Source organism: Methanosarcina sp. UBA5, assembly GCF_002505485.1.
Lineage (GTDB): Archaea > Halobacteriota > Methanosarcinia > Methanosarcinales > Methanosarcinaceae > Methanosarcina.
In genome coordinates this window covers 1-21,772 of the sequence record NZ_DAVG01000016.1, presented here as the reverse complement: position 1 = coordinate 21,772, position 21,772 = coordinate 1, and the positions used below count along the sequence as shown (strand labels likewise).

19 protein-coding genes, 1 tRNA gene and 3 pseudogenes are annotated in these 21,772 nt (G+C 37.9%); 10 read left to right on the top strand and 13 right to left on the bottom strand.

Annotation, left to right across the window (positions count from 1 at the left end; genetic code table 11):
- Positions 1 to 43: 43 nt before the first annotated feature.
- The 6 genes and pseudogenes from BP621_RS01425 to BP621_RS01400 all read right to left on the bottom strand — a co-directional run bounded on the left by BP621_RS01425 (position 44) and on the right by BP621_RS01400 (position 5,483).
- Positions 44 to 952: a TIGR00269 family protein gene (locus tag BP621_RS01425; protein ID WP_292387545.1), complete on the bottom strand. Its 909-nt coding sequence runs from the start codon at positions 950 to 952 to the stop codon at positions 44 to 46.
- 629 nt (positions 953 to 1,581) lie between these two features.
- A complete protein-coding gene (locus BP621_RS01420) occupies positions 1,582 to 2,676 on the bottom strand; it encodes a hypothetical protein (protein WP_292387543.1) in 1,095 nt (364 codons plus the stop codon).
- Positions 2,677 to 2,972: 296 nt separating this feature from the next.
- Positions 2,973 to 3,671, bottom strand: coding sequence for a DUF72 domain-containing protein (locus tag BP621_RS01415; RefSeq protein WP_292387541.1), 699 nt, complete (start codon positions 3,669 to 3,671; stop codon positions 2,973 to 2,975).
- Between the two features lie 115 nt (positions 3,672 to 3,786).
- Positions 3,787 to 4,113, bottom strand: coding sequence for a hypothetical protein (locus BP621_RS01410; RefSeq protein ID WP_292387539.1), 327 nt, complete (start codon positions 4,111 to 4,113; stop codon positions 3,787 to 3,789).
- 57 nt (positions 4,114 to 4,170) lie between these two features.
- Positions 4,171 to 4,413 carry a hypothetical protein gene (locus BP621_RS01405; protein ID WP_292387538.1) on the bottom strand — a complete coding sequence of 81 codons (243 nt, stop codon included), beginning with the start codon at positions 4,411 to 4,413 and terminating at the stop codon, positions 4,171 to 4,173.
- Positions 4,414 to 4,782: 369 nt separating this feature from the next.
- Positions 4,783 to 5,483: pseudogene (locus tag BP621_RS01400) on the bottom strand (SOS response-associated peptidase).
- A 136-nt stretch (positions 5,484 to 5,619) separates the two neighbouring features.
- Between BP621_RS01400 and BP621_RS17295 the strand changes: the two are divergent.
- The 4 genes and pseudogenes from BP621_RS17295 to dinB form a co-directional block, all read left to right on the top strand.
- Positions 5,620 to 6,284, top strand: a pseudogene (locus tag BP621_RS17295) (transposase); the annotation flags it as partial.
- Between the two features lie 189 nt (positions 6,285 to 6,473).
- Positions 6,474 to 8,255: a SulP family inorganic anion transporter gene (locus BP621_RS01395; RefSeq protein WP_292387536.1), complete on the top strand. Its 1,782-nt coding sequence runs from the start codon at positions 6,474 to 6,476 to the stop codon at positions 8,253 to 8,255.
- A 219-nt stretch (positions 8,256 to 8,474) separates the two neighbouring features.
- A pseudogene (locus BP621_RS01390) lies at positions 8,475 to 8,996 on the top strand (DUF3786 domain-containing protein).
- Between the two features lie 100 nt (positions 8,997 to 9,096).
- Positions 9,097 to 10,200, top strand: a complete 1,104-nt coding sequence (gene dinB / locus BP621_RS01385; protein WP_292387534.1) for a DNA polymerase IV — start codon at positions 9,097 to 9,099, stop codon at positions 10,198 to 10,200.
- Positions 10,201 to 10,224: 24 nt separating this feature from the next.
- Here the strand turns inward: dinB and BP621_RS01380 are convergent, their stop codons facing one another.
- Entirely contained in the window at positions 10,225 to 10,350 is a 126-nt protein-coding gene (locus BP621_RS01380; protein ID WP_292387549.1) for a hypothetical protein, read from the bottom strand.
- Between the two features lie 274 nt (positions 10,351 to 10,624).
- On the opposite strand from BP621_RS01380, the gene BP621_RS01375 reads away from it, so the two are divergent.
- Positions 10,625 to 14,035, top strand: coding sequence for a PGF-pre-PGF domain-containing protein (locus tag BP621_RS01375; protein WP_292387532.1), 3,411 nt, complete (start codon positions 10,625 to 10,627; stop codon positions 14,033 to 14,035).
- 36 nt (positions 14,036 to 14,071) lie between these two features.
- Here BP621_RS01375 and BP621_RS01370 read toward each other — a convergent pair.
- The 3 genes from BP621_RS01370 to BP621_RS01360 form a co-directional block, all read right to left on the bottom strand.
- Positions 14,072 to 14,156: transfer RNA gene (locus BP621_RS01370), tRNA-Leu, on the bottom strand.
- A 454-nt stretch (positions 14,157 to 14,610) separates the two neighbouring features.
- Complete coding sequence (locus BP621_RS01365; protein WP_292387530.1) at positions 14,611 to 15,246, bottom strand: hypothetical protein; 636 nt, start codon at positions 15,244 to 15,246, stop codon at positions 14,611 to 14,613.
- 136 nt (positions 15,247 to 15,382) lie between these two features.
- Positions 15,383 to 15,973: a M23 family metallopeptidase gene (locus BP621_RS01360; RefSeq protein WP_292387528.1), complete on the bottom strand. Its 591-nt coding sequence runs from the start codon at positions 15,971 to 15,973 to the stop codon at positions 15,383 to 15,385.
- A 452-nt stretch (positions 15,974 to 16,425) separates the two neighbouring features.
- Here BP621_RS01360 and BP621_RS01355 point away from each other — a divergent pair, with 452 nt between their 5' ends.
- The 4 genes from BP621_RS01355 (at position 16,426) to BP621_RS01340 (ending at position 18,519) form a co-directional block, all read left to right on the top strand.
- Positions 16,426 to 16,776 (top strand): DUF2173 family protein, encoded by a 351-nt coding sequence (locus BP621_RS01355; protein WP_292387526.1) that lies wholly within the window; start codon positions 16,426 to 16,428, stop codon positions 16,774 to 16,776.
- A 683-nt stretch (positions 16,777 to 17,459) separates the two neighbouring features.
- Positions 17,460 to 17,630: a hypothetical protein gene (locus tag BP621_RS01350; protein WP_292387524.1), complete on the top strand. Its 171-nt coding sequence runs from the start codon at positions 17,460 to 17,462 to the stop codon at positions 17,628 to 17,630.
- A 154-nt stretch (positions 17,631 to 17,784) separates the two neighbouring features.
- Positions 17,785 to 17,931: a hypothetical protein gene (locus BP621_RS01345; protein ID WP_292387522.1), complete on the top strand. Its 147-nt coding sequence runs from the start codon at positions 17,785 to 17,787 to the stop codon at positions 17,929 to 17,931.
- A 375-nt stretch (positions 17,932 to 18,306) separates the two neighbouring features.
- Positions 18,307 to 18,519, top strand: coding sequence for a hypothetical protein (locus BP621_RS01340; protein WP_048106658.1), 213 nt, complete (start codon positions 18,307 to 18,309; stop codon positions 18,517 to 18,519).
- Positions 18,520 to 18,864: 345 nt separating this feature from the next.
- Here the strand turns inward: BP621_RS01340 and BP621_RS01335 are convergent, their stop codons facing one another.
- From BP621_RS01335 to BP621_RS17165, 3 genes are all read right to left on the bottom strand, one after another.
- A complete protein-coding gene (locus BP621_RS01335) occupies positions 18,865 to 19,401 on the bottom strand; it encodes a pentapeptide repeat-containing protein (RefSeq protein WP_292387521.1) in 537 nt (178 codons plus the stop codon).
- Between the two features lie 92 nt (positions 19,402 to 19,493).
- Positions 19,494 to 19,748: a hypothetical protein gene (locus tag BP621_RS01330; RefSeq protein ID WP_292387519.1), complete on the bottom strand. Its 255-nt coding sequence runs from the start codon at positions 19,746 to 19,748 to the stop codon at positions 19,494 to 19,496.
- Between the two features lie 159 nt (positions 19,749 to 19,907).
- A complete protein-coding gene (locus tag BP621_RS17165) occupies positions 19,908 to 20,225 on the bottom strand; it encodes a transposase (RefSeq protein WP_394339275.1) in 318 nt (105 codons plus the stop codon).
- Between the two features lie 913 nt (positions 20,226 to 21,138).
- Here BP621_RS17165 and BP621_RS01325 point away from each other — a divergent pair.
- Positions 21,139 to 21,360 carry a PKD domain-containing protein gene (locus BP621_RS01325; RefSeq protein WP_292387547.1) on the top strand — a complete coding sequence of 74 codons (222 nt, stop codon included), beginning with the start codon at positions 21,139 to 21,141 and terminating at the stop codon, positions 21,358 to 21,360.
- Positions 21,361 to 21,772: the final 412 nt, after the last annotated feature.

Genomic DNA, 21,772 nt, shown 5'->3' with positions numbered 1-21,772 from the left:
TTTAGTTTTAGTTTTAGTTTTAATTTCGTTTTATCTTTTATTTTTAAGCCCGGCCGAGCAATTTGCAGGTCTGGCACACATCCTCAGTGCAGGTCTCCCCGCAAATCCTGCATTTTCCGATTTTTGCGGGCGGCATTTCCTTAATAAGTGCTCTTGCAAGCTTGTCAAAGCCCCTGAGCAGAGAATATTTGGTTCCCGGATGTTTTGCCTCAAAGTTGTTCAGAAGCTCCCTAATCTCTCCTCGTAAAGCTTCTCCTGCATACGGGCATTCGCTGAAGTCCACAGGAAGGGAATTTACAAGGGCATAGAGTGCCACTTCTTTCTCAGGGATATTCCTCAGGGGTTTTGCCCGCAAGACCAGACCTTCAATAGCTGCAGGCGGGGCAAGCCTGACCATGCGCTCCATATCTCCCCTTAAGTGGTTGAGAAGAATTGTCTGGGCTTCATCATCTAGGTTATGCCCTGTAACGAGTTTTGTTGCCCCGATTTCAAGCGCAGTTCTATTAAGAATGTTTTTCCTGAGAACGCCGCAGTAGCTGCATGCGCCTTTTTCCCGGTCCATTGCAGCCAGCTCGTCCATAGTTACTCCGTGTACTTCTTTGAAGGACTTTATGATATGCCGCACCCCGAGCATCTTCGTGAGGCTTTTTGCAACTTCGAGGGAATGGGGGCGGTATCCATGTATTCCCTCGTCCACCGAAATTGCAACTATTTCAATGTCCGGCCTATTTCCCAGAATTTTGTGCATTACATAGAGGGCAACAGAGCTGTCCTTACCCCCGCTCAGGGCAACAGCTATCACATCATTTTTGTGGATGCTATACTCTTTTCGAATTGTCAGTTTGATTTTCCTCTCGACATCTTCTACAAAATGTTTCTTGCAGAGGTGCATCCCAGAATATTTCTGAAAAACGATGGCTTCATGATTGCATTTTTTACATTTGATTGTCATTTGAATCCTTTTTCTGCCAATTACTGAAAATAATCTGAAAAGCTAAAACCTGATAAGAAAATATAATTTAATTATTTTTTAATTCTGTTGTGTCATAATTCATTAAGGAAAGGAACCGCTCGTATATATTGTTTTTTACGTGTTTTTACGGAAAAAATGTTTTTACAGCTTTTATGTCTATTTTCGGAGTATTCTCTGCATATTCTCTGTTTATTTACTCTCTTTCGGTTTTATTTGGATAGTCAATCTGTATCTGATTAATGTTATATATTAAAAATTTTATATTTTTTATGGAGGTCGATTCCGTGGAGGCCTAACAGGATCGATCGGATAGGATTTTGAGAATTACTTTTTATCTCTATGGTTCCTGTCGCCTTAAGCTAAGAAAACGGCGTGCTCCTCTCAACATAGTATCAGCCCCTTAGTTGTAGCATCAGCTCACAGAATTCAGGCCAGGAATCGTAGTATTCGAAAAAGAGAATTCAGAGTGTACTGAGAATAAAAAGCCGAGACATCCGGAAAATAAGAAAATCGAAAATCCGGAAAATGGAAAGTCAAAGTGTCTGGAAAATAAAATGTCAGAACAGCCGATAAAGAAAATAAATCAGGGGCTGGCTGAGTTTTTTCTCTTACCAGACAGTGTTGTTTTTCAGAGTTGCGAGAATGTTTGTGAACTCGTTACTGAACCTGCAATTCCCAAAGTCCGGAGAACTCAGAATATTCTTCTTTATTTCCTGCAGTCCGATCAGGAGATTTATGTCGTCACTGTATTCGAATCTTCCATCGGATGCCGTGATGTTTTCGGCAAGGACGTCAAGAAGTTTTGGATCAAGGTCATTCGTGATGTATGTGTCCAGAACCAGAAGATCCGAAATTCTCTTGTAGAAGTCAATAAGTTCCTGGTAACCGGGTATTGCATAGGCTTTTGCCATCTGTTTTTGCCTGTTCAGATAAATCAGGTAACGGGAGATTGTGCTTATAACTTTCTCGGTATTCTCTTTTTTAGGGAATGCAATTGGGAACCTTTTCAGCATTTGTGAATTAAGTTTGTCTCTGCTCTGTACCCCTTCACGGCTCCAGATCTCAGGAAAAGCCTTTGATATCGAAGAATTGAGTACAGCCGTGACATAAAGATAGAGTGTGGGATCTCCGAGAACAACTCCTACTCCGTTTGCAAAAACGTTCTTTCCGGCCGGGTCATATGAGGCCTGCATGCGGGAGTTGCTGGTAATGATGATTTTAGGTGTGTTTATATACCGCAGGAAACTTTCGTTTTCAAAACGGTAGTCAGCCGAAACGAATTCCTGTTTTTCGGTCTCCGACTCTTTTTTGATTTCCATTAGATGTTTATAAGCTACAGGAAACTTTGCTTTCAGTTCCTCGGGCTGAAATATCCTGTATTCTTTCCTTATGTTATTGTCAAGGATTTCATAAGGCAGCATAAACTGGTACTGAGTTGGCTGAACCGCAAATTCGTTCGAGATGGTATTGTCTACATAAGGGTACATGAGTTCCTTTTCCATACCTGCCTGGTGTATGCTCACATTTATGTGGGAATCTCTGCAGGCGTAGGATGCATCTGTGCAGTTCTTGCTTGAAAGGCCAGCTTTTTGTAAAAAATCGCTTGTGGGGGATACACCTTCAAAAACTTCTATTGAGATGTCTTCCAGGGTTCTAGGGATTTTGCTCAGCCTTTCTACAATATAGTCCTTACTCCAGAACATATATTTCACTTCTTTTTTATATATATAGGGAATTCTGGGTAAAATGGTTTCTTTGTTGTGGGTTGGATTCTCAAAAATTCGTTTTTGATTTTGAGGCACCTGATTTTTAACTCCTCAGAATCTCCATACTAACCTTTGAATATACCTTTTAATATAATAATTTATTCATAATAAAGGTTAACAATCAAAACAGAACTTCTCTGGTTAACAAGAAAAATGAGAACTAACTCCACTGAGTACAATCATTTCTTTCAGGATAAACCAGGCTTTTTTGAATTAAGGAATTAATTCAAGGTTTACAAACCTGAGAAGACTTTCAACGCCGTTCTTGCATTTTCCAGCATATTATGGTCGTTATTGAAATAAATATAGGTCTTCTCAGGCCCGAATACATGAATTTTCCTGATAGTTTTGCTAATTTCTTCCTGGGAATAATTATAACTGTACCATCTGTCCCTTCCGTGCATCCTCATGTACACGGTTTTTCCGGGGAAGATGCGGTTCCTGTAGTCGGGCGAGTCTACGGACACAAGGGTCACTTTTCCCATAAGCTCTGCACATGCCTCGTCATTTCCTAGCAGCGCTTTATTCCTGATCTCCAGGGCAAACCTCTTCCCGAGTTTTGCGGCTTCTGCAAACCTGAGCACCCTTTCGACATCATCAAACTTTGGAGGTACCTGAAAGAGGTAAAAATCAACAAAATGATCCATGGGTTCGAAAAGCTCAAGGAAACTTTCCAGGATTTCCAGGGAATTTTCACTGAGTTGTCGCCAGTGGGTTATAGACCTGTGTACCTTTATGCTCCATCGGAGTCCCGTTCCCTTCCTGTTCCAGCCTTCAATCTGCTCAGGCGAGGGAAACCTGTAAAAACTGGCATTAAGTTCAACACTGTTCAGCCCGGAGTTCTGGATAAACCAATCAAGGTTTCTCTTTTTATTCCAATCATAATACCAGCCGCTTGTGCCCACACATGCATCCATACAGTCCCCTTTCATATATCGGTCTGATAGCAGATCTATTTTTGGTTTCCCCTTACTTATTTTACTACAATACGATTTTACTGAGTTATCAGGTAACATAAGATTCTTCAGATAACATAGAACAGGTTCTTCAGATAATATAGAACAGGTTGTGATCCCAAAAATTAGGTGCTGAGAGTATTTCCAGTGCTCGAATTTCATTGCAACCCAAATATTTCACAAATGTATTGAAAATTTCTGGTTGTGTCTTACCGAAGTCCTCGGGAGTAGGCTCTCTTTTTTTGTAGACTTTTATTTTTTCATAGATATCAACAGACAGATTAAGGTAGTAAGGAACTCCTTCGCTAGCTTTAATAATTATATCTTGGATACTTTTGTTATCAATTCCAGACTCTCTTAGAAATACTTGGCAATAGCTTTCTGGAAGTTCGTCTACTGAATGTTGTTCTAGATACATATCCCACTCAGGATCACATTCTGTAACCCATAGTAATCTCTCTCGTCCACAGATTACCTAAGAAACCCCAAGCATGTTTTGGATAAGGTTATCTCTTATCCATTTATCTTTTTCATGAAAACTACCTTTATTCCTCGGACCATCCCAGAGAGCTTCGTAAGTGTCAATAAAGATGTAGAATTTCGAGTTTTCGCCAAAATGATTATAGAAGTCTGCGGCAAAAATTCCAGGTAGTAGTTCTTCAATCTCATTTGGCTCTAATAATTCGACCTTGGAAATGTTAAGATGATGTAACTGCACAATTTTCTGAAACTGTCTGATGCGCCGTTCAATAGTTCCCAGGCTAGTTAAAATTTGCCAGAGTTCTCAAGGACGCCACTTTAACTAATTTTAAAATACGTTCTCTAACTGAGCGAAAAAGATATTTTGGGTGAAAGGAAGTTTCTGGATATTAATTTCTTTTACAAAAACCTGCCTAAGTGAAAATTTAGAAAAGGCAGTATTAATTATGGCTGTAAAATATTTTTATAGTTCCTTTAGGATTCCGGAGGACTCAGCCTTGAGACTCTATATCGCTCCTTCACATCTTTTTTCAGCGCTCCTCCAGATCTTAACTGAATTATCGTAATGTCTTATACATAATACCTGTACTTCATTTCTGTTTAGTGCTTAAAACAAGTTTCGTTGTTTATTTTTAAGTGGCTCAATAACTTCGGGAGAATCGTTTCTCAGATTTCTCGCTTTAGCTCCAACTTCCCATTTTTCCAATTTGTCATCCGGAAAGGGCTTAAATAATGGGCGAAGCTGACTCGCTTCATCAATATCAGGATCTAACCCTATGTCTTCATCCTCTTTTTCTAAAATAACAGGCATTCGATCATGATATTTGCCAACAATCTTATTAGGTACTGTAGTAATGATCAAGTAACTGGGTCTTTCTTTCCCGTTGTTTTTATTTTTCCAAACATCATACAGTCCAGCAGAGGAAAAAATTGAGTTATCTTTTATCTTGAAGTAGTGTCAGGGGAAGAGTTGTTTTATAAAATTAATTTTATCTGGTTCGTAAAATCCGGTAGCAGGTACAAGACAACGTTTCTTAACAAACGAGTGACGGAATATAGGTAACGTATCAACTGTTTCAGCTTTAGCATTTATTGTTTTGTATTTATATTGATCATCAGCGGCAAAGTGAAGTAGTATCCCCAAACCATTAACTCAATTTCCTTATTTCCTTGACTTACGATAACAGGATTTGATTGTCCTGGTCTGATGTTCCACCTTGGTTTGAAATTATCTAAAGCATTTACAATATAAAATTTATCAGTAAGATTTTGTATATTTCGTACTGAAAGTCCATATGCTCCACACATGGCGCTAACCTTTTTTCTTATAATTAGTAATTTTAGTCTTTATATAAAACAGGACTTACGCATATTTGATCTCCGCAAACTTAAAATCATTTGGAATTAATTATTTACTACAAAAATTATAAAATTGGCTAAAGTCATGTCAATAAATCCATCCAAATTCACTGACCTTGATTACATTAATTTTCTTATTGCTGCATCAACAGTTTTTAGTTGTACTGAAGCTGCTCGCTCTTACCCCTTTACATCCAATGCTCCCTCTCATGACTGTTTTACTCGTCTCCTCCAAAAGCAACCTTTAGATACAGAACCCCTATGGACTGAAGTAAAAAATTCGTTACATTTAAATAAGGCTATCTGATTGCTGATGACACAGTACTTGATAAACCTTATTCTGAAAAGATGGGGTTTGTTCGACATCAGTGGAGTGGGAAACATCATTGTACTGTTAAGGGAATTGGTCTGATTACTTTAATCTGAACAGATGATACTGTCGTCTTACCTATCGATTTTCGCATTTATAATATCGATGAAGACAATAAAACCAAGAATGATCATTTCCTTGATATAATTGATAAGGCTGAAGAACGTAAGTTTAGGCGTAGATATGTTATGTTTGATACATGGTATGCAAGCGTAAATAACCTTAAAGCTATCAGGGAGAAATAATGGCATTTTTTAACAAGATTAAAATCAAATCGTTTGGTGAATCCTGATAATACTAAGAATATCCCCCTTGAAACAGTTGAGATTCCTAATCAAAGAATTAGAGTTCATCTCAGAGAATACGGTTTTATTAAGGTAAGATTTTAAAATTAAGTCTCTTATAGAGACAAAGAATCTTGCTACAAAAAAACAGTTCTGTAAAGTTATCGGGAGTCTATAACTTTCAACTATATATTTATAGTAATGATATATATCAATATATGTACCTATACTTATATATATTCAATATTCATAAGACATATATAGTCCCTTAGTTAAAGAATCAGCATGAAGTATCCGAAAAACGTGGCGCACTTATTTAATTTATCTCTTTTACAAGGATTATTGCCACTCAATCCAATGCAAATTCCTATGGAAATCGTTGCTGGCCTCAGTTTTGCAGCAGTAGCAATTCCACAAGGTATGGGGTATACTAAAATTGCAGGTATGCCAGTAATCACAGGTATATATACACTGCTACTACCAATGGTGGCTTTTGCTATTTTTGGCTCGTCACGTCATCTTGTCGTAGGTGCAGATTCTGCAACCGCAGCTATTATTGCCAGTGGGTTGGCAACTATGGCATTACCTAACTCTTCTGAATATGTTGCATACGCAAGCACTATTGCATTGATTGCGGCAATTCTCCTTCTTCTTGCTGGTTTCTTAAAATTGGGTTTTCTTGCGGATTTTCTTTCACATACGGCTTTAATTGGATTTCTTACCGGTGTTGGAATTCAAATCTCTATATCACAAATTAATGGAATGTTAGGAGTGCCTTCAGGTCATTTTGGTACATTGACGAGCATTGTGTTATTGGTAGAAAATATACACTATCTTAGTGTCCCTACACTCATTGTATCAGTCTGTGTGCTCTTAATAGTTGTTCCGTGTAGGATAAAATACAGTAAAATTCCTTGTATGTTAATAGCAGTCATTGCCGCAATTGCCGCAAGCTGGTTCTGGAATCTTTCTTCTTATGGAATTGCAACTCTTGGTGAATTACCTACAGGCTTGCCTGCATTATCTATACCAACTATACCACTTTCTGACATACCATCAATTGTAAGTACATCTGTTGCGTGTTTCATGGTAATCCTTGCTCAGAGTATTGTAACATCAAGAGCATACTCCATCAAATTCGCCGATACGTTCGATGAAAATAAAGAATTGATTGGTCTCGGACTTGCAAATATCGCTGCAGGAATAACGGGAACTTTTGTAGTTAATGGAAGTCCAACAAAGACGGAGGAAGTAAGACGCTCAGGTGGACGTACACAACTTACTCAACTTGTTGCCGTGGCAGTTACAGCGGCATTCTTACTCTTTCTCACAAAACCATTTGCATACCTTCCAACAGCTGTACTCTCAAGCATAGTTTTCTTTATTGGATTTAACTTAATTGATATGCATGGAATGCTCGACCTCTATAAACATCGTCGTGTGGAATTTGTAGTAGCAGTTGCGACTGCGATAGCTGTTATTCTCTTTAATGTGGAAGCCGGTATTGGTATTGCAATAATACTTTCGATAAGTGTTCACCTGAGACACAGCTATAAACCACTTAATCTATTGATTGTTCCTAAAAATGAGTGCTGTACGAAGACAGTTCCATTATCAACAAATCAACATGCAATAGAGGGACTGTTAATATATCGCTTTGGTGCAAATCTTTATTTTGCTAATGAAGGTCATTTTGAGGACGAAATATTGTCGCTTGTAAAGAGCAGTTATCCAATAAGATGGTTCTGTATTTCTGCGACTAACATAGATGACATTGATTATACATCCATAGAAACGATGAGAGTCATATATAACCAACTTAAAATGCGAAAAATAACATTGGTCATGTGCGATGTTGTTTCCCCTGTCATGGATGAATTAATAAAGGATGGTCTTATCGATTTAATTGGCAAAGAACATATTTTTGAGACGGTGTATGATGTAATGGAGGCTTATAAGAACACTAGATTTTCTGATGTAAAAGCACACGATCAAGCTACCATTCAATGCTCTTCTAAGATGCCTTATACATCCGCTCAACGAAGTGACTTGGAACAGTCTGCTTAACCTTACAAACATGTATACCGCTTTATAAATTATCGAACTTACGCAGTTGAACAGAAAAACAGGTACAGTGAATACTTAACTGTCCAAACCATAGTACTTTTGATGAGGTTGTCTGCATTTTATTTTATATCTCAATCGCGTAAGTCCTATATTAATAACAGACAATAAGGAGTTAAAAGACCGTGACATACGAGATCGCACTCAACAAGGCATGCGAAGATTGTAGCGCTATCTCCTTCTCAAAAATACACCGTCAAATTTTTAACTGATATTTATGAAGTAAAAGTAATCGATAAGATCGTGCTGATGAGGTCATCTGTTTCTCCTGCAAGCAAGGAAATATCAGTACTTATCCTTCGTTACCTCATAGGCATCCTAAAGCATGGGTATAACCAGAAAGGGGAATGGATTTCATTCAAAGAACTTAGGGGTGGACCAAGCTATTATCCAGCTTTTTAGAAAAATACAATTAAACCGATATTAAAAAGCCTTAGAGAAGAGCCAGATAGTTTGATCAAGAATCTGACGGGTCGCTTTGGAGGCGAGCTTGTTGAAGGTAGTGATGTCTCGGTAGAGCTGGTTACCTTTCCAAATGTTCGTGTCAAGTTTATTTTTTGGTTTGCAGATAAAGAGCTTCCACCTGAAGTGACTATACTATTCGATAGGGAATTGGCAGAGATTTTTACCACAGAGGAAATTGCAGCTTTAATGTTTTTCTTAGCTAATAGCATTGTTGCCTAATGGATTAGGCACCTTAGGTTAATAGCAATTTTTAGCCGTGTTAATACTTTCACATAGCTTCCTCAAGCCTTTTAATATTTTTTCATCTAATATTGCCTTGATGCTCTCACACACTCAACCTATAAACACCACCAAAAAGCAGATTGTTCTCCATGTAGATATGGATTCGTTTTTTGCATCAGTTGAAGTTAGAGAGCATCCTGAACTTAAAGGTCTACCAGTTGTAGTTGGTTCAGACCCAAATGGAGGAAAAGGTAGGGGAGTCGTTAGCACTTGTTCATATGAGGCAAGGAAATACGGGATACACTCGGCAATGCCAGTTTCACAGGCTTATAAACTTTGTCCAGATGCTGCCTTTGTGCCTGTGAACATGAAACTCTATGCACAGGTCTCAGCGAACATAATGGAGATAATGAGAGGGTTTGCTGAGAAATTCCAGCAGTTTAGCGTGGATGAAGCTTTTCTAGTGCCGGTTGCTGTCAGTAATTTTGAAGAAGCTGCAATAATTGCTCTAAGGATAAAGGACGAAATCCTGAAGCAGGAAAGAATTACATGTTCAGTGGGGGTCGGACCGAATAAACTAACTGCAAAGATCGCTTCAAAGTTTCAGAAACCGGATGGGTTGACCGTTATAAGATCTGAAGATGTCCAAGAGTTTCTTTCTCCTCTAGATGTCTCAAAAATCCCTGGTATAGGTGGAAAAACAACCGAGGCTCTTAAACTGATGGGAATAACTAAAGTCGAAGAGCTAGCAAACTGCGATATTCAGCGGCTTTCTGAAAGGTTCGGTAAAATGGGTCTATGGATGAAACAGGTGGCACATGGTCTGGATTTCAGTGAAGTAAAGGAATGGGAGGAAGCGGTAAAGTCAATAAGTAGGAGCGGAACATTTTCGGAAGATACAAATGATCCAGTAAAAATTGCTGGCTTTCTGGAATTGCTTGCTGAAAGCGTTCATAGAGCTCTTCTAAAAGACAGATTTCTTTTCAAAGTGGTAACCCTTAAAGTGCGCTTCGAGGATTTTTCCACATATACACGGTCGAAGACTGTATCTGTATGGACTTCGGATATATTCGTAATTAAAAGGGTCGCCATGCAATTGCTTTCTGAGTTCATTGGAACACGAAAAATTAGACTAGTAGGTTTAGGGGTCTCAAGACTAAGAGAAAGAAACACGAGGCAGACTTTGATTACGGATTTTTAAAATCAATTTTCGAACGGAAATTTCTTACATTACTCTTTTCATTGCTTCTTTTGCTATTCCTACAGGCTTTTCTCTTACATGCATGGTGGCTATAACAGAGTTTGTGGATGTGTCAATCACAGAAATATTGTTGTCATGTTGATTTTTTATATAGCATACATCATCGTGGTTGGAAAAACTGGTTTCTCTAAGGATATTTTACATTATATGAAGCAAGATGCCAACTCAGATAAATTGTTTACTAACAACAGTAATTATATTTTTAGACTACATAACGTTGATTGATAACTTCCATTCTATTGGTTCTATGAATACAAAGAACGTATCTCAAATATAGTTCTGTTTTGAAAACAATATATATAAAGAATATTAGGGTGTATCAGTATTAACATTTTCTGAATCCTATGGGGGCAAAGAGAATAAAATGAAAAATAAGAAAAAGTTGTATTCGATAGCTTTAGCTTCAGCAACCTTAGTTTTTATGATTTCAATTTTAATTTCACCCGTGGCTTCAGCGGCACAGGTGACGAGAATTGGTAATGGATCTGATCCTGCTATTTATGGTAGCAAAGTTGTATGGACGGACAGTGGTGTTATTCACGTTTATGATTTAACCGCCAGAACAGACACCACAGTTAGCTCTTCTGCAGCATCTCATCCAGCTATTTACGGTAACAAATTAGTTTGGCGTGATGAAAGCAGTGGAGTGCCAAGACTTACAGTTTATGATATACCTTCGGGTGCTCGGTCTTATATTACTGAGGATGTGGACAACAGCAGCATTCCTTCTATTTACGGCAATAGAATCGTTTGGAGTGCAAATTACAATGAATTAGACTATAACTACAGCATATATATGCGGGATATATCGACTTCTACACAAACTAAAATTGCGAAGGGTAATAGTCCTGACATATGTGATACCAAGATAGCATATGGCTACGAGGATGCAGATGGGAGAAACATAGCGGTTTACGATATTAATACTAATGAGCCTATAAAAGTAGATTCTTCTAGCCAGATATTTATTCCCCATATATATGGTAATAAAGTGATATGGTCAAACTTCTACTCTAGGGATGGATTTATACAAATGTATGATCTTGTCACTAAAAAGGCTATAGATGTTACCAGTGATAATACAGGTAATACCTTACCTGAATACGCAGACTCATATACTGACGCTGGAGACGACACGGGCACTCATATTGACATAAACGGGGACAAAATCGTATATTCAAAATCTGGCGATGACCAGTTTGGTTATGCAGGTGTATATGTTTATGACATTCCTTCTGCAAAAAGCACTCCAGTCTATATTTATCCAAGAGATACTTACACAACACCTGATATATACAATGATACTATTGTATGGGGAATAAACGGTAACTATGATGGGTATGGTGAGGTTAATAACACTGGTATCTATATGTGTGACCTTTCTGCCACAAACACCTTGCCACCTGTAGCTGAATTTACTGCAAACACAACTTATGGAGCTGCACCTCTAGTTGTGTTATTCACCGATAACAGCACTGGCGGAGTACCTACTTCCTGGATTTGGAATTTTGGGGACAGGACTTACTCAAAACATGCCATGAATGCAACGCACACATTTACCAAGCCAGGGAGTTATACAATCAGTCTGACTGCGGGAAATGACGCAGGTAATAATAAAGTAGTGAAGCCAAATTACATAGTCGTTACTAATCCACTTCCAGTTGCAAATTTCAGTAGTAACATTACCGAGGGTTATCCTCCTCTCTCAATTCAGTTTACTGACCTTTCAGAAAATGCAACTGGATGGAACTGGGATTTTGGAGATGGAAGTAATTCTACACAAAAAAACCCAGTTCATGAATATGCAGATCCAGGAATCTATTCAGTTAATCTGACAGCAATCAATGAAAATGGTACAGATTCAAGGTTAACTACAATAACAGTAATGCAGCTAGTCGGTGTAGGTCCATATGCATATATTACGAACTCCGGCGACAACAATGTCTCAGTAATTGACACGGCTACTAACAAGGTTACAGCCATGATTCCTGTAGGAAACTATCCTATGGGAGTTGCTGTTACACCGGATGGAAAGAATGTATACGTCACTAACTTTTTTGGCCATACTATATCTGTAATTGACGCAACAAAAAACAAAGTTACAGCAACAATTCCTGTAGAAAACGCCCCTCGTGGAGTTGCAGTTTCTCCTGATGGAAAAAGGGTATATGTGCCACACCCCGATTTGGGAAATCCCAGCAACAATACGATCCTAATTATAGACACGGCTACCAACGAGGTTGAAGCCACAGTACTTGTAGGCAAAATTCCTTTTGGAGTTGCTGTTGCACTGGACGGGAAAAAGGTGTATGTGACTAATCTCGATGACAAGACTGTCTCTGTAATTGACACAGCAGCAAACACTGTTATAGCCACAATTCCTGTAGGAAACAATCCTCGTGGAGTTGCAATAAGTCCGGATGGGAAAAGGGTATATGTAGCGTGCGACGAAGGAAGCAATAACGGATATATCTATGTAATTGACGCAGTAAAAAACAAGGTTACAGCCACAGCACTTGTAGGATCCTTTCCAGATGTAGTTGCTGTCACACCGAATGGAAATAGAGTATATGTGACTAACGGCCTTAGCAACACAATCTCTGTAATTGACACGGCTACCAACAAGGTTATAGCCACAATTCCTGTAGGAAGTACTCCTGATGGAGTTGCAGTCACACCGGATGGATCAAAGGTGTATGTGACTAACTACCTTAGCAATAATGTCTCTGTAATTGACACATCGACAAACAAGGTTACAGCAACTATGAGTGTAGGACATGGTCCTAATTCCTTCGGGCAGTTTATAGGTTCTCTTCAAGTACAATCAATATTCCCTGTTGCAGACTTCAATAGCAATGTTACAGAGGGTTATGCTCCCCTGACAGTGCAGTTTAACGATCTTTCCCAGAAAGCAGCCTCAAGGATCTGGGACTTCAATGGCGACGGACAGCCTGACTCCAGTGATACAAATCCGGTTTATGTATATGCAAGTCCTGGAACCTATACTGTCAACCTGACGGTAAGCAACGGAAATGGAACTGCTTCAAAAACTGCTATAATAAATGTACTTACACCAAGTAGCTCAAGCGGTGGAAGTAGCCACAGCAGTGGAGGAGGTGGAGGTGGCTCCCCTGAACCTCAAAGTAATGTCCAAATAAAGGAACTCTCACAAGCTACTGTTGTAAATGGGAAACTTGTAAAGTTTGATTTCCCTAAGAATGCAACCTGTGTCGTTTATGTGAGCTTTGATGCAAAAAAGACCTTTGGCAAGACCACAACCATTGCTGAACAGCTCAAAGGAAAATCTTTTCTGGTTTCTGGATCACCTTTAGGAGAAGTTTACAAATTCTTTAATGTCTGGGTTGAAAACGGAGGGATTGCAACCTCAAAAAATATTGAAAATCCAGTCGTTTGTTTCAAGGTTGAAAAAGTCTGGATAAAGGAAAAAAAGATTAATCCTGATTCCATCACTCTGAACAGATACAATGATAAAAAATGGGAGCAATTCCCAGTAAGTCTTTCAGGAAAAGATGATAGATTCCTGTATTTCACAGCCAAAACTTCAGGGTTCTCTTCATTTGCAATAACTGGCACAGTGAAACCATCTGAAACTACAACAAAAATAGAGGTTGATTACCCTGAAACAATTAATAAAAACAATACAGAAAATAAAGAACCACAAGCAGAACAAAAAGAAATCCTGAAAACGACAGGATTTGAAATATATTACGGAATAGCCAGCCTGCTTGCAGTACTTCTGTATAAAAGAAAATAAAAAAGGAAAAACCCAAAGTCTTATGTAAAAAGTCAGTGCGAGGGGTGGGATTCGAACCCACGAATACCTTCGTAAACGGATCTTAAGTCCGTCGCCTTTGACCGTGCTGGGCAACCCTCGCACACTGATAAATATATTTTTATTTTTGCCTGTTCTTATATCTCTTTACTTTTTATCCTTTTGGTTGGATTTACTTCCTGCTTTTGTTTAGTCCTGCATGTTAGATCTTAAGTCTGACGCCTTTGACCTGGCTGGGCAACTCTCGCATATTGAAAGATAACTTTTTATATTTGATAATATAGTTGAGGAACTCCAGAAGATTCAGCCTATTTACAAGTTGATAATATGGCTGTAATGGACTTAGAATGGCTTTTATTTATGTGTTTTATGGAGAGTTGAGGAAAAGAAGGAAGATTAAAACGTAGTTTTAGTGGTCAAAAAATCTCATTTCAATAAACTGATATATTACCCAAAAGCTCTAAATACCCCCTAGCATGTGCAGGTGGTAGCAACTAAAAAAGTCCTGCCCTCAAAGTTTTCAGACCTATCTGGGCTCCTGTTTTCTTTAATGTCTCTTAAAAACTCAAGGATCTCCAGCAGGTTTTGCTTGAACTCATTTCCAGCCCTCCTATGCCCGGCTTCATTTGGTGGCTCTCAAAGACCCAGCCTGGCAGCTTCCGGAGAAGTTTTCCCGTATATTCCGTAATGGGTTCTGGCTTTTTCCGCTCAAATGTAGGGCAGCGGTCTCTTGGGCCCGGGCAGCCATCAGGACAGATTTCTCCTTTCCTGGCGTAAGATAAAAACAGCATGCCGTATTCAGGGTAACTTCCTGCGATTACATCGTCAGGAAAGGAGGTTACAAGCTTTTCGAAAAAAGAAATGGGCCTTTCGTCTTCAGGTCGGATAAAGATCTCAATTACCTGGCGGCTTTTGGTCTGGCTTTCGCTCTCTATTTCCTCCGGATGTCCGTCTTTCTCCGGCCTCAGAGGGAGTTTTTGAAGAGAAGGAAGTATATATGCAACCTCGTGGCAGGGAACCGCAGGGATGATGTATTCAGGGATGCCAAGGCCTAGAAGAAAAGAAATGTTATTCAAATTAATTTTATAAAAATAGGCTTTTTCCCCTCCAATAACAAGGTAATAATTTTTGATTACGTAAGTTTTCTCAAATTGCTTTATTTTCTCCTCGGCTCCCAACGCTTTAGATTTCACATTTTCTATAGAATACCAACCAGATAGCTAAGATGGCAACAAGCTGTGAGTATTTCCTACATTCCTTGCTTGATAAAAACTTTAGTTTCTTTATTATATAAGATCACAGGTGGTTGTCGAGTATGAAAACAGGATATTACAAATCTAATCGTTCAAGGTATCCGGTAGGGTCTACCAGGTTTTCAGGTCTTTCCTCGGCAAACCAGTTGCCTCCGAGATAATTCCTGTGAGCGGTAATGGGTTCACTCCTCCAGACTTCAAAATGGAGCATACTTGGATTTTTGTTTTTCAGCTTCTGGATGTAAAGCGGGCAGGAACTATCAATTTTCTTGGAGTTCAGGACCATCGCTACACGCCCTATCAAATTTCCTGCTTCTATTTCGTCTCCCTTTCTCACATTAAAGCCTGAAAGTTCTCCGTATTTGCAGAACAGCCCCCTGCTATGTTTGATAATCACGTAATAAGTCGAGTTCCAGTAAGGCAATATCTCAGGCGAGGTCATCAGACCGGTTTCTACGGCAATTCCTTCTTCAATCGAGACGACCTCCGTGTTTTCAGGAGCATACAGGTCAACTCCACAGTGGTATCGGTCTCCCCGGTTTTCCCAGAAGGAGCCAGCTTCTCCTTTTTGCGGAACCTGAAATTTCTTGAGGCCTGTGTTCTCTATAACTGCTTTTTCAGGTGCTGTGTTTTCTTGAACCTTTGTTTTTAGAGGCCAGATTTTCATGGATTCTCAGTGTACATGCGAAGTATAAAAGCTTTTTTTACTTCAATATTGGTGTCTGTGAGCGAAAAATTAAGGAAAATATGTGCGGAAAGGAAAGGAATAAGAAAATTGAAACTCGAGTTCTCATTAATTTCTCTAACCTGAGAAAATTATAATTCATTAGAAACTTTGATCTAAAATTAAGTTTTTAATTTTCTTTTTTTAATTTGATATTTATATATAATATCATGTTAATCCCTTTTTTATTCCTTTATGCAAAACAAGGCCCGAAGGAACATTATTTCGCTGAACTGAGTCATTCATAGAGGATGGGGGAAAGCCTGTGGATTGTAAAAGGCAATTCGAAGGATGAAACCGCTCGGAAATTCTTAGATTAGCTAACAGTTCATCTGTATAAGTTCATAGGCATAAACCTTTGATAGGATATCCTGAATTTAGTTGGGGGTTAGTATATGAATGGAAAAGAGTGTAATCTCTCTTTAGATGAGCTTCTGAAGTTTGATGGGGTAATGGCAGCCGGGATTTTCAGTCCCGAAGGAAAGCTTGTGGAGTATAAGTCCAGGGATGGAATGCCAAAAGAGATGGCTGATATGACCGCCAAATTCTGCGGAGCCGTGAATCTAATGTTCGATGCTCTGGCCAGCGCTTACACGCAGCTCTATAAAATGAACTGGGTGCCTCAGCAAAACTGGATGTACAGCGGCGGGGACTGGATTGTTATGATCTCGGGAACAAGAGGGGTTTTTGTTGAGAGGTCAAAGGCAGATTTAAAGAAGCTCTTTACGGCCTTGGGGATGTGTTAAGGACTGAATATATCAGTGCCTGAATAAATCTGGCTGGCCAGCCTGGGTCAGGTAATTATTTAATTTTTATCAGGAAAGTCTGCCCCGTATTATGGGTAATTCGCCGGATTTATCTGTAACCCTTTTTAATAGCCTGCCCTTAGCTTGTTCGTGGCTCGTCCGGAACTTGAACTCAAGCCTCAAAATCAGGTTGCACCTTTTTCGCAGTACCGCTAAAAAGTAGACATATATCATTGTTTTATTATACTATAACTTACATAATTATACTTGGTCCATAGGGTCAGTCCCGATGTATAAAGAAGACGTACAAATAAGGTACGTAATTTAAATAAGTCATAACTTAAATAAGTAATAGCTTAAATAAGTAGTAACTTAACTGAGTACAGAACTAAACTACATTAAATTTGGACCAGGCCTTATGGATCACTTTAAAAATCTAAAAGGCTTTTCGTTATACGATTTTTGATAACTCTTTTGATAACCCTTCTGATAGTTTGTAACTCTCCTCTGATCTCAGATTATTTTAGATTCCAATTTCTGACTTTCATTAGTTATATTTTTACGTCATTGCTACCCAGTTTATTCGTTAGCATATAAGGCGTTGAGAATTTAAGTTCAACCGAATCTCTATAAAGCGTGTTGTATGTGCAAAACGGAATTATCCTGCCGTCTGGTGTAGAATAATGAACTTCACACATAATGAACTCCACACTTTTGACTCTTTCGAGGTTTATATTATACAGATCCTTAAAGTGCATTATTCCGATGAACAGGGTGTTTCTATGGAAACGCACTGTATTTTCTTAATCCTTGGATTTAAGTACATCAAGGATCATGCGGGCTATGTTTGTTGATTTTGGTCCCCTGCTTTCGTCAATGTACCCTGGTATTTCCCTTATGACCTTTGCAAGGATTCGGACCCGGCTTCCGTTCCCATTTATATAGGGGTTACTTCCTCTATGAACTCAAGGAAACCATTGACATCAATAAAATCTGTAATCGGATAAAATGCCTTTCTTCAAAGAACAGGTAAGTTGCAGCCCCGCAGTGCTGGTGGACTGTAAACTCCGGAATCGGAACTTTTCTGAAGCCATTTGCCACCCTGACTATATGAGACAGATTAAGCCTGTAGCCTCTCGCTGTCCTTTTTTCTGAGTTTAGATTTTTCCTTAATTTCACAAATCTATATTTAGTTTATATTATTCCTTATTGTATATTATCTTGGTTTTCTTTTTATCATGGTTTTTATTCATCTTGATATATCCATCTCGATTTCTATTCAGCTTGATTTTATTACCTTCAAATATCCAAGCTTTGAAATTATTCTATTCTGAAAGCTCCAAGTTCCAAATCACAGCCTATTAACATTACATATTCCATTTAGCAAATGTTTAAAGATATAATATAAATATATAGAATATTAGGAAAACCTATATATAGTTGGCAAGTGAATATAGTGATTGTTAGGAAGCATAACCAAAACCTAAGATAACAGAAAACTAAATACAATAAAAAAGAGGTGATATAAAAATGGAAAGACTCAGGAATTTGATTCTCGAAAACGTAGCAATGTTCAATGAAGCGTTTCCGAACAGATTCTGCCATAGTCCGGATGTCATCTCCGCAATCTCGTACGACTATAAGTTCACTTACGGCCAGGTTGAAAACGAGATCGAGAAGATGGTCCATGAAGGGGTTCTTGATGCAGAACTCTCGGACTGGTATGAAATAAAGCTCGTATAATGAGCTTGCTGCCTTTCGAGTAGAAATTAAAGAAATAGAAACCACAAATCACTGCATGACGACATAAAGGACTAACTGAGAAATAATTAAACTAAGTATCTAGGGATTTAACTGGATATTTAGCCGCTTAGTTAAGTATTTGCATACCAAATCAGGTATTCAAATCGGATAAAGAAATAATATACGACGAAAACTTCCATACAGATATGAATTCATTCGAAGTTTCGCAGGTAGCTAGATTCTTTTTCCCCAAAACCTTTTTAATCTTAAATAATCTTAAGAAACTGGCATTTTGCGTAGCCGTTTTTTCTGATAATGCATTTTAAAATTGTTAATCGATTATTTTCATAAGGCTTTTTCAAACAGATCAGGACGCTTCTCTTTTAATGGAATTTCAAGCTCGTCGTCTAATTCTCCTTTATAAAGTGTTTTGACATTAAAAAGTTGATCAATTATTAAATTCTTAACTGCTTTAATGTTAGCACCTCTTAGATCAGCTCCTTCAAGATGGGCTTCTTCTAGATCAGCTCCTTCAAAATGAGCTACTTCAAGATTAGCTATTTCAAAATGAATTCCTTTGAGGTGAGTATCAATAAGATAAGCTTCTTTGAGATGAGCATATTCAAAGTGAGTTCTTTCAAGATGGGCTCTGTCAAAGTGAGTTTCTTCAAGGAATGCTCTTACGAGAACGGCATTTTCAAGATGAGCATCTTCAAGATGTGCATTCATAAGAGTAGCATCTTTAAGATCACTCCCTTGAAGATAAGCTCTTTCAAGATGAGCTCCTACCATGTCAGTATTTTCAAGATGAGCTGCTACAAGGGCAGCATCTTCAAGATGGATCTTATACAATTGGGTGGATTTAAGGTGAAGCCTCTGCAAGGTCAGCTCCCCAGATATCAGCTCACTAAGATCAGCACACTCAATGTGAGCTTTAGAAAGTCTGGCTTTCCGTATATTTACATTTCGTAGATCTAATTCTCATTGAATGAGTGTTCACGCTTACATATAACTTCAAGAACTACTTGGATATCTGTAGAAAGTTCCTTATCCTTCTCTTGTTCTTCAGAATCTTTGTTTTCTGTATTTCCCCTTTTAATAAGTGATTTCTCCCTAACATACGCAGCTAAAATCTTCATTATTGGCAAGTAGTCTTTATCAGATTCATTTGCAATTCTTTCAAGTACATATATTCCACCTAACCTAATCTCTATTGCTGGATTTCCCAACTGTTCAATTGCTCTAGTAAAACGTTCGGTGAGCTGGCTTTCCCTAGCAACTGTAAGATTTCCCCAAGCAAAATAAAGACCTACTAGTACAGCACCTTCTCCAATTATTTAAACCAACGTCCCACGATACTGGTTTTTAACGTTGTCATTTTTGTAGTATTAGTTATCCCGTGATACTTTACTTGTAAATATGGGAGCACTAATAATAACGATATTATAGCCATAACAGTGACAATAAAAATTAGATAAATCAATGGATGTTCTTTTTCTTTTTTTCACTGGAATTACTGAATTCACCTTAATTTCTTCTCTAATAAAAGAATGTAGTTTTTCCGAATCATATCTTTTATCCATCAAATAACATTTTGCTTTCTTTTCTCTTTGAACTTGTTTTATCAAAGCATTTGCATGTTTTATTTCGTGATCAGTTTTCTTACTTATTTTAAAGCCAATAATTACTTTTTTTTCAGTATCGATTGAAATAACCGGAATTGTATAAACTCATCCTGCTACAGGCAGCGGAGCGAAAAGGACACCGTCCTCCTGAGACAGAATTCGGGAAATTAATCAAATAAAATAGTGGTGACCAAGTTTTGGAATGATTCTTTTAATAAACTGATTTAATAATATCCAATTTAATCATTATGTTTTTATAATATGATTTACATACAATTAATTGGTTCATGAGGGAGTAATCTGTGAAGTAAATTCAGGACAGCTTGAAATCTGATCCCGCAATACACTTCATTGCGCGTATCTGTAAAATGAAGCAAATTCAGGACAGCTTCAAAACTGATCCCGTAATATAACTTCATTAACGCGTATCCGTAAAATGAAGCAAATTCAGGACAGCTTCAAAACTGATCCCGTAATATAACTTCATAGGTGAAAGTCAACCTTGTGAACCACCTTACAACCGATTTATTACTCAGTGCTCAAAGCCTATAAATACTGTTTTATCATTTTTCACTACTTTTCCCTGTCTTTTTCGCGTTCTTATTTTCCATCTTTTCCAGAATGTAATCGTTAAAGATTTTGGGCATATTACTTAACCTCAAGCTGGCCTTCAAGGGAAAAGTCTGGAAGTTATTTATAAAAAATTATAATTAAAAAATTATAACTAACTTTGTGAACAGACATTGTGTGTCTGCAGACACGCAGTAAGCTACATCACTGCTTCCTACAATTCTCATCTTCTTTTTCTAATCAGTATTTCCTGATAGCAAGCCTTCAAGATACTACCAAAATTGCACCTCTCTTTTTTCTCCCAGCGCCTCTATAATTGGTAAAGTCAATTTTTCTCACAATTATCTAATAATTTAACTTTTATAAATATAAGAGTCAAAAGAAAAAATTAAGTGTCATTTCTGAAACCTGAGTAAGGGAATTAATTTCCTTATTTAGAAATACTGATAAAAGCGCCAATAGTCCAACGTTATGGAAATGGAACTTGGGAGATGGAACTTATTCAACAGCCAAGAACCCTGTATATAAATACAGTAAAGCAGGAAAATATACTGTTAAACTGACAGTAAAGAATACTAAGGGAAGTAACACCAAAACCATTTCTGGATATTATTGTAGCCAAAAAGTAAAGAACATTTTAAATTAAAAAAGTGATAAGGTCAAGCTTAAAAGGGAATGGGGAGTTTTTTATAACTCTTTGTGTGAGAACTTGATAACAGAGGCAGAAAAAATTGAGAAATAAAGCAGGTATTTCTTGAATCCATAAAAGAGAATGAGCTTTCAGCTTTTGATACTTCCGGCTATTTTTTGCAAGATAAATCTTGCCTGATCAATCGTTATATCTGAAAAGAAATATCTCAGAGAACCTGATAGAAACAGGATATATGGTAGCCGGAATTGGAAATGGGTTATTAAAAATCTGGAAAATGAAGTTATCAAAACTTGTATACAGGCTTAATCTTAGGAGTCTGCAAGTTAAAAAAAGATAATGGGAAGAATTATCAAAAAATTAGCAGAAGGACAGATCTTGAATTAAACTATAGTTTCTGACTTAACAA